At 60.5% G+C, this 13,543-nt stretch carries 16 protein-coding genes and 1 pseudogene; 13 read left to right on the forward strand and 4 right to left on the reverse strand.

Annotated elements, in window-relative coordinates; translation table 11 throughout:
• The first annotated feature begins 46 nt into the window (after positions 1 to 46).
• Entirely contained in the window at positions 47 to 889 is an 843-nt protein-coding gene (locus ACWGXF_RS06490; RefSeq protein WP_054075528.1) for a CHAD domain-containing protein, read from the forward strand.
• Positions 890 to 910: 21 nt separating this feature from the next.
• On the opposite strand, the gene dkgB is transcribed toward ACWGXF_RS06490, so the two are convergent.
• Positions 911 to 1,717 (reverse strand): 2,5-didehydrogluconate reductase DkgB, encoded by an 807-nt coding sequence (gene dkgB, locus ACWGXF_RS06495; protein WP_202788228.1) that lies wholly within the window; start codon positions 1,715 to 1,717, stop codon positions 911 to 913.
• 110 nt (positions 1,718 to 1,827) lie between these two features.
• Complete coding sequence (locus tag ACWGXF_RS06500; protein ID WP_177340843.1) at positions 1,828 to 1,998, reverse strand: hypothetical protein; 171 nt, start codon at positions 1,996 to 1,998, stop codon at positions 1,828 to 1,830.
• Between the two features lie 187 nt (positions 1,999 to 2,185).
• Between ACWGXF_RS06500 and ACWGXF_RS06505 the strand changes: the two are divergent.
• The 7 genes and pseudogenes from ACWGXF_RS06505 to adk form a co-directional block, all read left to right on the forward strand.
• Positions 2,186 to 2,272, forward strand: a pseudogene (locus tag ACWGXF_RS06505) (LysR family transcriptional regulator); the annotation flags it as partial.
• A gap of 163 nt (positions 2,273 to 2,435) precedes the next feature.
• On the forward strand, positions 2,436 to 3,005 hold the full coding sequence (locus ACWGXF_RS06510) for a LysR substrate-binding domain-containing protein (protein ID WP_314352373.1): 570 nt from the start codon (positions 2,436 to 2,438) through the stop codon (positions 3,003 to 3,005).
• A gap of 252 nt (positions 3,006 to 3,257) precedes the next feature.
• Positions 3,258 to 4,667 (forward strand): GntP family permease, encoded by a 1,410-nt coding sequence (locus tag ACWGXF_RS06515; RefSeq protein WP_256630771.1) that lies wholly within the window; start codon positions 3,258 to 3,260, stop codon positions 4,665 to 4,667.
• Between the two features lie 95 nt (positions 4,668 to 4,762).
• Complete coding sequence (lpxK, locus tag ACWGXF_RS06520; protein ID WP_256630772.1) at positions 4,763 to 5,806, forward strand: tetraacyldisaccharide 4'-kinase; 1,044 nt, start codon at positions 4,763 to 4,765, stop codon at positions 5,804 to 5,806.
• Positions 5,807 to 5,903: 97 nt separating this feature from the next.
• On the forward strand, positions 5,904 to 6,095 hold the full coding sequence (locus tag ACWGXF_RS06525; RefSeq protein ID WP_003054006.1) for a Trm112 family protein: 192 nt from the start codon (positions 5,904 to 5,906) through the stop codon (positions 6,093 to 6,095).
• A gap of 3 nt (positions 6,096 to 6,098) precedes the next feature.
• Complete coding sequence (kdsB, locus tag ACWGXF_RS06530; protein ID WP_034389710.1) at positions 6,099 to 6,875, forward strand: 3-deoxy-manno-octulosonate cytidylyltransferase; 777 nt, start codon at positions 6,099 to 6,101, stop codon at positions 6,873 to 6,875.
• Between the two features lie 390 nt (positions 6,876 to 7,265).
• Positions 7,266 to 7,922, forward strand: a complete 657-nt coding sequence (gene adk, locus ACWGXF_RS06535; RefSeq protein WP_003062884.1) for an adenylate kinase — start codon at positions 7,266 to 7,268, stop codon at positions 7,920 to 7,922.
• Between the two features lie 262 nt (positions 7,923 to 8,184).
• Here the strand turns inward: adk and ACWGXF_RS06540 are convergent, their stop codons facing one another.
• The gene (locus ACWGXF_RS06540) at positions 8,185 to 9,165 is read right to left on the reverse strand and encodes an asparaginase (RefSeq protein ID WP_256630773.1); all 981 of its coding nucleotides are present in this window, start codon (positions 9,163 to 9,165) and stop codon (positions 8,185 to 8,187) included.
• Positions 9,166 to 9,247: 82 nt separating this feature from the next.
• On the opposite strand from ACWGXF_RS06540, the gene lexA reads away from it, so the two are divergent.
• The 4 genes from lexA to ACWGXF_RS06560 all read left to right on the forward strand — a co-directional run bounded on the left by lexA (position 9,248) and on the right by ACWGXF_RS06560 (position 11,779).
• Positions 9,248 to 9,919, forward strand: coding sequence for a transcriptional repressor LexA (gene lexA / locus ACWGXF_RS06545; protein WP_012838816.1), 672 nt, complete (start codon positions 9,248 to 9,250; stop codon positions 9,917 to 9,919).
• A gap of 169 nt (positions 9,920 to 10,088) precedes the next feature.
• Entirely contained in the window at positions 10,089 to 10,511 is a 423-nt protein-coding gene (locus tag ACWGXF_RS06550) for a hypothetical protein (protein ID WP_256630774.1), read from the forward strand.
• 417 nt (positions 10,512 to 10,928) lie between these two features.
• A complete protein-coding gene (locus ACWGXF_RS06555) occupies positions 10,929 to 11,174 on the forward strand; it encodes a hypothetical protein (protein WP_003062877.1) in 246 nt (81 codons plus the stop codon).
• A gap of 143 nt (positions 11,175 to 11,317) precedes the next feature.
• Entirely contained in the window at positions 11,318 to 11,779 is a 462-nt protein-coding gene (locus ACWGXF_RS06560) for a universal stress protein (RefSeq protein ID WP_003062875.1), read from the forward strand.
• Between the two features lie 304 nt (positions 11,780 to 12,083).
• Here ACWGXF_RS06560 and ACWGXF_RS06565 read toward each other — a convergent pair whose 3' ends face one another.
• A complete protein-coding gene (locus ACWGXF_RS06565; protein WP_003075735.1) occupies positions 12,084 to 12,410 on the reverse strand; it encodes a hypothetical protein in 327 nt (108 codons plus the stop codon).
• 771 nt (positions 12,411 to 13,181) lie between these two features.
• Here ACWGXF_RS06565 and ACWGXF_RS06570 point away from each other — a divergent pair.
• Positions 13,182 to 13,490, forward strand: a complete 309-nt coding sequence (locus ACWGXF_RS06570) for a hypothetical protein (RefSeq protein ID WP_003053988.1) — start codon at positions 13,182 to 13,184, stop codon at positions 13,488 to 13,490.
• The last annotated feature ends 53 nt before the right edge of the window (positions 13,491 to 13,543 follow it).

Below are 13,543 nucleotides of genomic sequence, written 5' to 3' on the forward strand. Positions count from 1 at the left end.
GTCGCAAGCTTGTCTCAGCCTCATGAAAACTGCCCCGGGAGTTCGTATGGGCAAAGGCAAACCAGACGCCGCAGTGGCGTTTTCAGCTATCGCATCCCCGCTTGTCGACTCGGCAGTCGAACAGGCCCGGCACATAGCCCGAGAGCCCGCCGCCGAGGGGATTCATCAATTGCGCGTTGCGCTGCGCAACCTGCTGACACTATGGTGGCTCTACCGCCCCCTGATGGGCGCCGAGGAATATGCACGGCAGCGCGGCTGCCTGAAATCGATTGCCGGCGCAGCAGGCAAGGCCCGCGATTACGACATTCTGATCGAGCTGCTGAGCCGTCATGGCAAATGCAGTGCAGCCGGCATTGCCGCAATATACGTCGCTCGCGAGGCGGCCTTGCAGGCTGGCAGAGAAATCCTGTCACCTCCGCATATACAGACATGCCTGCTGAAAACGCTGACACAAACAGAGGCAGGCTTGCGCGCCAAGCCTCGCCAGCTGCGATTGGGAGCACTTGCCGAAGCACGGATCGCAAAATCCAGGCGGCAATTGCACCAACGCATCAAGCGGGCGATAACAGCGAACAAGCCAGATATCGAAGCATTTCACGATGTCAGAAAAGCCGGCAAGAAAACTCGTTATCTGCTGGAGCTATTCGGACCTCTGCTGCCCAAAGATCATCACCGTCTGCTCAAACGCCTCAAGAAAATCCAGCAACCTCTCGGAGAGCTGAATGATCTTGCCGCCAGCGAAAGCCTGCTACGCCAGAACCTGCGCCTGATCTCCACACCGGATCAAGCGAAAAAGCTAGAACGCTGGCTCAAGAGAAAACGCAAACGTCGCCAGAGTACTCTGGCCTGCACGCTGCGGCAGGATTGGCAGTCCAAGCGGCCCGGTTAAGGGCCTAATACGGCACCACTATCAGTCCCACACAGGAGCCAGGCCTTCGGGACTGACTTCTCGCCCGTTACGCTCCAGCGCGGCGATCAGCGCCATGTCTTCGGCATCCAGCTTGAGGTCGCGCGCCAGCAGGTTGCTGGCCAGGTTCTCGCGCTTGGTCGACGAGGGAATCACCGCATAGCCCAGCTGCAGCGCCCAGGCCAGGGCCACCTGCGCCACCGTGGCGTTGTGCTTGGCGGCAATCTGCGCCAGCACCGGGTCCTTGAGCACCTTGCCGTAGGCCAAGGTCATATAGGAAGTGACCTGAATGCCCTGCTCCTTCAAAAAGGCGGTCAGCTTGTGGCTCTGCAGATAGGGGCTCAGCTCGATCTGGTTGGTGGCAATCTCGCCCTGGCCTACGGCCGCGATGGCCTGCTTGGTCAGTTCGATATTGAAGTTGGAGATACCGATCTGGCGGGTCAGCCCCTGGGCCTTGGCCTCGGCCAGCGCCTCCATGTACTCGGACAGCTCGACACCATTGCCGGGGGCGGGCCAGTGAATCAAGGTCAGGTCCACGTAGTCCGTACGCAGCTTTTTCAGGCTGTCCTGAAGGCTGGAGATCAGCTTAGCTTTGCTGTAGTTCTCGACCCAGATCTTGGTGGTGACGAACAGATCGCCACGTGCCACGTCGCTCTCGGCAATCGCCTGACCGACTTCAGCCTCGTTGCCATAGATCTGAGCCGTGTCGACAGCGCGATAACCCACATCGAGTGCATTGCGCACGGAATCGATCACGGTCTGACCGGAGAGGCGGAAGGTACCGACGCCGAAGAAAGGAATATGGCTCATGAAATAACTCCTGAATGAGATTGAAGACGGCAGCCAGTCCTGAGCTTCCATGTCTGCTATCAGGCCAGGCTTTTCCGATGCCTGAAGTTTGCCCAACCCATATTTGTAGATTAAGCCCTGTATTTCACAAATTCTTTTGAAATTAAATCAAATATAGAACTCGAATCTTGCGCCAGCAGTGACCAGTCTTCATCATCTTTGATAGCAACACGTGCCCCAGCAGAAACGACTGCCATGCCCACCGCGGGAATGCTGGCTTGGACGCCATCGGCAATCACCAACAGTCGGTCCACAGAGGCGAATTCGGCAATGCGCCGGTGACCAGGGCGAACAACAGAACCACGGACAGGTTTCCGGCGCGGTGTCCTCGATTAATATTTGCAGATCAAGCTTGGCATCCCCCATTTTTCTTGAACCGAATTCAACAATGAAGACCACGCTCGATGAATTGCAGGCCTTGTGGCCGTCGTGGACACGGGGTCCATCACGGCCGCTTCGGAGCTGCTGGGCCTGACAATTTCGGCTACCAGCCGCACGCTGGGACGCCTGGAAGAAAAGCTGCAGACCACGATGCTGCGTCGCACGACCAGACGCCTGGAACTCACCGAGGAAGGCGCCACCTTATTGCAGCATGCCCGCGCCATACAGGCATCGGTGGACGAAGCGGAGGAGCTGATGGCGGCGCGGCGCATGCGGCCGGCGGGAAGATTGCGTGTCGATGCAGCCCCCCTTCATGCTGCATGTGCTGGTGCCGCTGATTGCAGGATTTCGTGCGCGCTACCCCGAGGTGGAGCTGGAGCTGAACTCCAACGAAGGCATCATCGGCGTGCTCAAGGACTCCACGCTGCACGCCCGCCCTGTGGGCATCAGTCGCATTCGCGTGCTGGCCAGCCCGGCCTATCTCAAGCGCCATGGCATGCCCGCCAGTCCGACACAGCTCGCCCAGCACAGCCTGCTGGGCTTTACCCAGCCCGAGTCGCTCAACGACTGGCCGCTGCGCGACGCCGACGGCAACGCCGTGCGCATTCGCCCGGACATTGCCTCCTCCAGCGGCGAGACACTCCGGCATATGGCTCTGGCCGGCCTGGGCATAGTCTGCCTGTCGGACTTCATGACCCGCACAGACCGCGAGCAAGGAAATCTGGTGCAGCTGCTCGGCAAGCAGACACTGGACATCTGCCAGCCCATCAATGCGGTCTACTATCGAAACACCGCACTGGCGGCGCGCATCACCTGCTTTGTGGACCATGTGATGGAAACGCTGAGCAGCCGTCCCTTCGGGACCTGAGCGACGCAAGCCGGCGAATCAAAGACGATGGCGGCTGTCATACCTGTGTCGCGATGACGCTGCGCAATGGGCTTGCAGCGCAGCTCTTGCTGCGGAGCTGAACCGCCGCACCAGAGCACGCCAGGGATGGACGGCAAATCAAGCCCCCATGGCTGGCTGCTGCTGGCTGCTGCTGGCTGCTGCTGGCCCGCAAAGGCTGCGCTGCTTTTGAATTGAATGCCGTGACTGCACGGTTTGCTTAGAGAGGTGCATGTGATCAGCATTTTGGGCATCGTTCTTTCACTCGGTCTGCTCATCACTTTGGCCTATCGCGGCGTCAGCGTGCTGCTGCTGGCACCACTGACAGCCCTGCTGGCCGTGGCCTTCGGTGCACCGGAGCTGATGCTGGTCAGCTACACCCAGATCTTCATGGTCAGCCTTGGCGGCTTTGTCATCGCCTACTTTCCGCTGTTCTTGCTGGGCGCGGTCTTCGGCAAGCTGATGGAAGCCTCGGGGGCAGCTCACATCATTGCCCATGGCATTGCGGCAGCACTGGGCGAGCGGCGCGCCATACTCGCCGTGGTGCTGGCCTGCGCCGTTCTCACCTACGGCGGTGTTTCCTTGTTTGTCGTGGCCTTTGCGGTGTATCCCATCGCCCAGGCGCTTTTCCGGCGTGCCGACATCCCGCGCCGCCTCATGCCGGCCACGATTGCGCTGGGAGCCTTTACCTTCACCATGACGGCGCTGCCCGGCACGCCGGCCATCCAGAACGCGATTCCCATGCCCTATTTCGGCACCACGCCGTTTGCCGCGCCGGGACTGGGCCTGATCGCCGCAGCCGTGATGCTGATGCTCGGCCTGTGGTGGCTGCACTGGCGCAGCGCGCAGGCGCGCTCCAGGGGAGAAGGCTTTACCGCCGAGGATGAAGCCCAGCAGCCGGCGGACGAACTTGCTCCAGCAGCAGAGGCCACCCCCAGCCATCTGGAGCTGGGCAAGGCCTTGCTGCCTGTTGCCGTGGTGATCGCTCTGAACTATCTTTTATCGGTGCATGTGCTTGCAGGTCTGGACACGCGCTATCTGGCCGAGGCCCGTTTCGGTGCCACCAGCATCGAGGCGCTGCGCGGCATCTGGGCCGTGATTGCGGCCCTGACCGCGGCAATCTGCCTGCTGGTTGCCCTGTGGTGGGGCCGCCTGCCACAGCTCAAGCAACTGCTCGACCAAGGCGCCAGCGCCTCGGCCCTGCCGCTGCTGAACACGGCCTCCCAGGTCGGTTATGGTGCTGTCATCGCCTCGCTGGCAGGCTTCACGCTGATACGCGATGCGGTGCTGAACATCTACCCGGACAACCCGCTGATCTCGATGTCGATCGCCATCAATATTCTGGCCGGCATCACCGGCTCGGCCTCGGGCGGCATGAGCATTGCCCTCCAGACCCTGGGCAGCACCTGGCTGCAGATGGGTGAGGCCGCCGGCCTGTCGCCCCAGTTGCTGCACCGCGTCACGGCCGTCGCCACGGGCGGACTGGACACCTTGCCGCACAACGGCGCCGTCATCACCCTGCTGGGCATCTGCGGGCTCACGCATCGCCAGTCCTATCTGGACATTGCCATGGTGGCTATCGTCCCGGCCGTCGCTGCCCTTGCCGTCATCGTGGCGCTGGGCAGCCTGTTTGGCAGTTTTTGATCCCGAGCTCCCGGGATCAGGGCCCAGGTATTTGCGCATCACGCAGGCCCGTTGGCTGCGGGAACTCCGGCCGCGCCCGTATGATCCCAACCCCTATGCCTCAAAACACCGCCCAAGCATCCTCCTCGCAACATGGCTTGCGCGCCCTCTGGCGCCAGCGTGGAGCGGGTGCCTGGCTACTGTGGCCGCTATCGCTACTCTATGGAGTGCTGCAGGCCTGGAACGCCAGGCGCATGCTCGGCCGCCAGCAAAGCACGGGGCTGCCAGTCATCGTCGTCGGCAATGTGATTGCGGGCGGCGCGGGCAAGACCCCCGTGACTCAGGCCGTGGTGGCCCACCTCAAGGCCAGGGGCTGGCAGCCGGCCATCATCTCGCGCGGCTATGGCCGCAGGATCGAGAACGGACAGGATTGCCGTGAGGCCCTGCCGGACAGCCCCGCCAGCGAGGTCGGCGACGAGCCCGCCCTGCTGGCGCGCAGCACCGGCGTGCCGGTCTTTGTCGCCTCCAGGCGTCTGGAGGCGGCGCAAGCGCTGCGCCAGCGCTACCCGCAGGTCGACGTGATCGTGAGCGACGACGGCCTGCAACATCTGGCCCTGGCACGCGATGTGGAGCTGTGCGTCTTCAATGATGAAGGAGTCGGAAACGGCTTTCTGCTGCCCGCAGGCCCGTTGCGCGAGCCCTGGCCTCGCCCGGTGACGGCCACACTGCATGCCGGCCAGCCGCCCCGGCCACTGGGCTCTTCACCGGCGTTCGCGCTGCAGCGCAGCCTGGCCGACACCGCCCACAACGGCCATGGCCAGAGCATCCCGCTGCGCAGTCTGGCCGCTCAGAGCCCGGAGGCCGTGGCCGCCGTGGCACGCCCCGAGTCCTTTTTTGCCATGCTGGCCGCCCAGGGCATCACTCCGGCAGCAACCCAGGCCCTGCCCGATCACTATGATTTCGAGAGCTTCTCGCGCACGCTGGCAAACGACAAACCCTTGATTTGCACCGAAAAAGATGCCGTCAAGCTCTGGCGCAGCCATCCTGAAGCCTGGGCCGTTCCCCTTGAGCTGCAGCTGCCGCAGGCCTTCTGGGAGCTGCTGGACGCTCAGCTGGCCAAGGCCAGCGCCAATATTCGCCGCGATGGCAAGCCAGCCTGACTATCATTGAGCCTATGGATCGGCCTCGGCTGATCACCCCTTTTTTGCAGCGCCAGCCCCCTGCTGGCGCCCTCATCCCGTTTTGCAGGAATACTCCATGGACGCCAAACTTCTCGAACTGCTGGTCTGCCCCGTCACCAAGGGCCCGCTGCGCTTTGACCGCGAGCATCAGGAGCTGATCAGCCACAGCGCGCGTCTGGCCTATCCCGTGCGCGACGGCATCCCTGTGCTGCTGGAAAACGAAGCCCGTACCCTGTCCGACGACGAGCTGGAAGAAGAAAAGCAATAAGCCATGAGCTATACGGTACTGATCCCGGCCCGCCTGTCCTCGACCCGTCTGCCCGGCAAGCCCCTGGCCGATATTGCCGGCTTGCCGATGGTGGTGCGCGTGGCCCAGCGCGCGGCTCTGGCCGGCGCAGCCCGCTGCGTGGTGGCGGCCGACGACGAGAGCATTGTGGCGGCCTGCGCCCGGCATGGCGTCCAGGCCATTCTGACCCGCAAGGATCATCCAAGCGGCAGCGACCGTCTGGCCGAAGCCTGTGCGCAACTGGGCCTGTCCGGCGACGATGTGGTCGTCAATGTGCAGGGCGACGAGCCGCTGATCGACCCCAAGCTGATCGAGGCTGTGGCGCAACTGCTGCTGGCCCGTCCTGAAGCCAGCATGGGCACGGCGGCTCATCCTATTGATAGCCTGACGGATTACCGCAACCCGAACGTGGTGAAGGTGGTCTGTGACGCCAAGGGTCTGGCCAGCTATTTCAGCCGCGCCCCCATCCCCTGCTCACGCGACCACGGCGATGAAGCCTGGTGGCAGACGGCGGCCCCCAGGGCCGGTCACACAGGTTTCACACCGCTGCGCCATATTGGCATCTACAGCTACAAGGCCGGTTTTCTGCGCGAGTTCCCGCAACTGGCACCCGCGCCGACCGAAGCCATGGAGCAGCTGGAGCAGCTGCGCGCCCTCTGGCACGGCCACCGCATTGCCGTGCATATCACGCCCGATGCACCGGGTGCCGGCGTCGACACGCCCGAAGACCTGGAGCGCGTGCGCGCTGTTTTTGCTGGTTGAAAAAAAGACCTGCGCACCTTGGCGACACCGGTGCGCAGGCTGTCTTCATCCAGGGCTGCTCACGCATCAAGCCGGCAGCTGCCCAGCCCACGCGCGCAGTCCCAAAGGGCCCTGGGCCAGTCCAGGAAAGCGCTGATCGCTATACTTTCCGCATAGTCCGAATAGCATATGTAACGGCTTCGGCACCTGGATTACAACTACAGCAATCGCGTTTGCAGCGGATACATGCCTTCAATTGGCCGCACTTGTGACAGCCTTGACTGAATTGTGTAAGCCTGTGTTGGTCTTGTGCGTGCTATCCTTGCCCGCGAAAAAATACGGCCCGGGGACTACGGACGACCACCCGTCTGCCTGGGCCAGCAAGAATTTCTACTCTCCTCAAGGATTTCCATGAAACTGATTTTGTTGGGTGCACCCGGCGCCGGCAAAGGCACTCAGGCGGCCTTTATTTGCCAAAAGTACGGTATCCCTCAAATCTCTACGGGCGACATGCTGCGCGCCGCCGTCAAGGCTGGCACCCCTCTGGGTCTGCAAGCCAAGGCCGTGATGGACGCCGGCCAGCTGGTCAGCGACGATCTGATCATCAACCTGGTCAAGGAACGCATTGCCCAGCCCGACTGCGCCAAGGGTTTCCTGTTTGACGGCTTCCCCCGCACCATCCCCCAGGCCGACGCCATGAAGGCCGCCGGCGTGAAGCTGGACTATGTGCTGGAAATCGATGTGCCCTTCGACGCCATCATCGAACGCATGAGCGGCCGCCGCAGCCACCCCGCCTCGGGCCGCACCTACCATGTCAAGTTCAACCCTCCCAAGGTGGAAGGCAAGGACGACGTGACCGGTGAAGACCTGGTTCAGCGCGAAGACGACAAGGAAGAAACCGTCAAGAAGCGCCTGGACGTCTACAGCAGCCAGACACGTCCTCTGGTGGACTACTACAGCAACTGGGCCAAGGCCGATGCAGCAGCGGCCCCCAAGTACCGCGCCATCAGCGGCACAGGCAGCGTGGAAGAAATCACCGAACGCGCTCTGGCCGCTCTGGCTTCCTGATCGCCCTGATCACTCGCTCATGGAGCCTTGCCGACTTTCGCGGCCAGGCATCTCTGGGCAAAAAAGGCCGGTGTCTTCACCGGCCTTTTTTGTTTTTGAAGCTCGCGCTCCCGGCCTTCCGGCCGGCGGGATAGCTGCACCAAGGATGGCATTGCAGCCATCAATATTCATAGCTGCCTGCGCCTACATTCATTGGACTTCAGGTAAAAACACCATAAATACTCTTTATTAACGCAGGCTGACCGCTCTCATAATAAGAGCATCAATCCAATGCGTGAGGCCAGCCCATCAGCTCCAGCATCAGGCTGATTCTGGCCTTGGCCGCCGGCAGGCTGCTCACACGGCCATCCCCCGCTCCCTCGGCCCGCACCACCTGCCCCTCCTCGCACCGGGTCGTGATGCGCAAAGCCATGCCCTGCGCCTGCGCCCAGTCCAGGGCTGGCGCCAATGCCTGATGGACCGTGCCATTGCCCGTGCCCACCACCACCACGGCACGCACGCCTGCCGCATACCAGGCCTGCATCACCGCCAGCGCTACGGCACTGTTGCAGCCGGCATGACTGTGCAGCAGCTCCACCAGGGGCCAGTGATCTGCGGGCGGTAAAGCGATTGCAGTGGAGCTGGCCGCAACGACCGGCAGCCCGCCTGTTGCCCAGCGCAGCCGCCCCTCTTCCACCCAGCCCTGCGGGCCGGCACCACTGCCATCGAAGGCATCCACACGGTAAGGATGCACCTTGCGCACCTGGCGTGCACTGAACACCCGGCCCGCCACCACGGCAAGCACACCGCGGCCAGCAGCCTGCATGTCGGCCGCACAGGCCACGGCATCGCGCAGATTGCCGGGGCCGTCAGCCGAAATGGCTGTGGCCGGGCGCATGGCGCAGGTCAGTACCACGGGCTTTGCCGGGTGCAGAACACATTGCAGAAACCAGGCGGTTTCCTCCAGCGTGTCGGTGCCATGGGTGATCACGATGCCGCTCACGTCATCACGAGCGAGCAGCTCGGCACATCGCAGCGCGAGTGCATGCCAGGTCGCGTGATCCATATCCTTGCTGTCCAGCTGCGCCAGCTGCTCCACCTGCAGCGACGCAGAAGCAACGAGCTCCAGGTCCGGCACGGCCTGCAGCAGCTGAGCCACGCCCAGTTGGGCCGCACGGTAGCCCACACTGGTGCCCGCCTGCTCGGCAACACCGGCAATCGTGCCACCGGTGCCCAGAATGACGATATTTTTGTCACGTTCCACTTGCAGTCCTCTTCAAACTGATTAAAAATACAGGTACTGGATGAACACACAGTATTCATCATCGATCGATCAAGGAATGCCCATGGACCACCCCAAGCTCACTCCCCGCCAGCAGCAGATTCTGGACCTCATCCAGTCCAGCATCGCTCGCACGGGTGCGCCCCCTACCCGGGCCGAGATTGCCAGCACCTTTGGCTTCAAGTCGGCCAATGCTGCAGAAGAGCATTTGCAGGCACTGGCCCGCAAGGGCGTCATAGATCTGGTCAGCGGCACATCGCGCGGTATTCGCCTGCGCGCCGATACCGTGCGCAACATCAATGCGGCACGTGGTGCCAGCTTTGCGCTACCGCTCACAGCCCTGGCCCCGCTGGTGCTTCCCCTGGTCGGCCGCGTCGCTGCCGGCTCGCCTATTCTGGCCCAGGAACATATCGATCAGAGCTATTCGGTCGAGCCCAGCCTGTTTGCCGCCAAGCCCGATTACCTGCTCAAGGTCCGCGGCATGTCCATGCGTGACGCGGGCATCATGGACGGCGACCTGCTGGCGGTACAGGCTACGCATGAAGCGCGCAACGGCCAGATTGTGGTGGCCCGCCTCGGTGACGACGTGACCGTCAAACGCTTCAAGCGCACGCCTCAGGGCATCGAGCTGCTGCCCGAGAACCCCGACTACAAGATCATTCACGTCGATCCTGAAGAGCCATTCGCCATCGAAGGCCTGGCCGTAGGCCTTATCCGCAACAGCATGTTCATGTAACGGGCAGACGGCGTCCCTACGCCTATGCAGCGGAGGCACCGGGCCTCTTTCCCTCTCAAGCCCAGGTGGTAGGCGCGAAGCCGTTGAGCTTCGCCCTGGGCGGAGCTTTGCCTGAAGAACGCAATCCTGCCCTTATCCATGCCGCAAGGTCATCAAGAGGAGTTGCCAAATGGGATTCGCCACATCACTGCAGGCTTTGACACGCCTGACCCTTAAAGGGCAGCCTGCCACGCTGTCGCTCAACCCGAACTTCTGCTCTGATGATGCAAGCGAAGCCGCTGCAGAACCTGTATCCTTCACTAGCAATCGCCCAAAGGCGAAGCAGATCAGCATTCCTGTCATGCGCGCCAACCGCGGTCGCAGTCGTCTAGGCAGCAATACGCTTTGTCCTCAGGCTTTTGCAGCGACACCAGAGCTGCAATCGCCAATAACCGACGAGTCTAGGCAAGCAGCTTCTCCACGACTTCTCAAGATCGTGCAGCGTGAGCCGCGCAGTCAGCCCGAATGCCTGTTGATCTGCGGACGCATGGCCGATGTCTGTGCCGCGCTGGAGCGTATGGCACTCCATGAGCAAACAACCCCGCAAGTCTGAAAGCACAGTGAGGTTTGACTGCCTGCACTCGTGCAGCTCCGAGCCTGACCCGCGATAGGTCTGCAGGCGATGCAACAAAGCTTCCATTGCATCCAACAGGAAGCCACCTCAACGCTCTTGGCCCATCGGCCGGCAGATATGGCGCCAGACAACTCTGCCAGCAGTGCATAGGCAAAAACTCGATGTCGCCAGAGCAGGCCCTCTATATTGGCGCCGAACGATCTGGATTGCCATGTAAATTATTTGCTGATGTTCTGCCTGTGCCTGTCCGCCAGAACGCATTTCGCACAAGCCTTGCAGCCTTCTAAACTCCTTGTCAGGCGCGAATATGCGTCAGAACGGATACCCGGATCAGGGTATTGCAGCACCTCTTCGACAGTGGAAACATTCATATACACATGTCAATGAGGGCGTCTTATGAGTGCCTACCGCAAGCTCTTGCAGCACATACAGGCCAAAGACGCCAATGGAGACCTGCGCCTGATTCTGGTCTATCAGAGTTTTGATGAGGTTGACATGCCGCATGGCGTCTCCATACGACCGTCTGCCATTTACTTTGAAACTGCCGATCATCAGGAGGTCAACTGGCTCAATCCGCAGCAGTTCGAGATAGAGGCCACTGGCGAAATCCTCAATCGCGTTCCCCCTTCGCCCGAGGAATGAGACAACTCGACGCCATCGACCCCGTTACAGAGTCTTACCTCCTGTCTACAACTCTGCTGCATTCAAGAACTAGGCATTGCGCGGCTCGAAATATTGGAATAAATTGATTCTCAGGCACATCTTCCGGCATCAGGAGGCTGAACATGTTCAAGCACCTGCTCATTCCCACCGATGGCACCAAACTGTCAGAGGCTGCCGTGCGTGCTGGCGTTCTGCTTGCGCGTGAACAAGGCGCCAAGGTGACCGGCCTTTATGTCATGCCCGATTACCGCGCCATCATCTACGGCGCAGACGCACTGCTGACTTACAACAGCACAGAGTTCGAGCGAAGTGCCAACAGCGATGCAGATGCGGCTTTGCAGTTCGTTGACCAGATTGCCAGACCTGAAGGCGTACCCTGCAACTTTGTGCGAGTCACCCACGCCTCTGTTTACCAAGCCATTGTTCACCAGGCGCAGGAATTGCAGTGCGACCTGATTTGCATGGCCTCACACGGTCGCAAAGGTATTGGCGGAATTTTGCTGGGCAGCGAAACCCAGCGCGTCCTGACGCACAGCCATGTCCCGGTGCTGGTACACCGGCCCGCCTCCACCGGCAAACATTAAGGAGCCAGAAATATCGAATAGCAGTCCTGCATGTCGCACGCTTGCCTCGGTACAGGATGGGCAAGTGATTTGCAAGTCATGGCTGCAAAATGCAGGCCAGCCAGTCAGGAGCTGCTGGCCGCACCCGATGGGGCAACCTGTCAACCGTTCAAACGCGTCAGCAACAGTGCAAGAGCGATAAACGGCGATTGAGGCCAAAGTAGCGCCTCTGCCAACTATTCAAATGCATTGACTGTGTGAGCTGCAGAACCGGATCGAGAGGACCCCAAAACTTGCCCGCCTTGCGCGGGCATTTTTTTGGCTGCTAGGCACATCGCTCCGATACTTCTCCCAATCGCTCACGATGCCCAGGCAAGGTGAACAGAATCTGGAGATTCTGCGAGTCCATTTGCTGCACCACGATGGAGCCGTCTTCGTGCAGATAGATCCGCACAGTGTGTGCATCATCCAGATCCCAGTGCGCAACGCTCGTATTCACCCCCCGCCAGCCATGCTCCTCGCACAGCCGACGCCGGCGCAAGGCCTTCAAAAATTCCTGCGAAGCACCAAGCTCTGCATTGGTTTGCACCCAGCTGTCGATCACCAACTCATAAGCCATCTGCTGCGTATGGCAAGGCTTGGCCAGCTTCATGTGCCTGATCCAGGCATCTAGACGGGAGGCAAAAGTGTATTGCAGGTGGTGGGACATGGGCTTTTTTTTGAATTCAGTAGGGCATCAGGCTAGATCGCCACTTGCACATCAAAATCAGAATTTTCCTACGCCCAATTTACCGAAAAGTGCAGCAGAAACAAAATCTACATCACCAATAGGTTCAGGGTTTAACACTGTTTGACGACCGGCCTGAGAGACAACTGGCAGAGCGAGACTTGCCAGAGCCACGGTGAACCCTGAGCCTGCACGGTGACATATCTCAAGGATTGGATAGGCTGGCTTTTGGACGCTTGCCAGCTGCTCAGCCACCGCATTGCCTAGTATTTCGGGAGCACCTACCGATGACTTGCCTGTTGGAATTCAGGCAAGGCGATTCAGCCCTGCTTTCGTTGACTCAGGCCAGAGCATCGTCATCCTGAAATTCAATGCGCCTCTCTCAAAATTGTCATCATCAGGCAATTTTTACGCTCAAACCCATGCCGGCTCAGAATAGATTTCATTAAAAAAATCTATCTTTTCACTCAGTTACTTAGCACGGCCACTTCATCAAGAAAAGATGACAGCGGCACCGGCAAAGCACCTCCCCAGCGCTTCAGAGAAGCTCACACAGCAGATCTGCTCTGTCCATTAGCGCGATCTGTAAGTGCCTACATACTTCCTTACATCCTCTTGATACAACATCAGTCAAATGCAATGAAATGTCAGCTCGCAGGTCCTGCGGCAAGTCGTTGAGCAACAGGGAGTGTCGTCATGAGAAAAGTTAATCCTGCCGCCAAGAACGCGAACCGCGCTTTTGTCCGTCTGCACACGTATGTGACCAAGCAATTCGACTGGGATCTCTTCACCAAGGACTACCGGGTAGTCCTGCACACTGACGAGGACGGAGGCGTCACGCTCTACATCGTCAAGGTCTTCGACAAGGATGGACAGCCTGCCGCACTAGGGCCAAAGATCCCTAACCAGATTACGTTCTCTTACCGTCAGGCTCCCATCATGTCGGTATGGACAGAGTTCTTTAACGACGGCAAATTCAGTTGGCGCAATGTCTCCTGCCGCTAGGGCGCGGCGGTGGAGGATGGTGGATTGGCTGTCGGCATAGACACCCGTCGCTG

Source organism: Comamonas sp. HJ-2 (assembly GCF_053615495.1).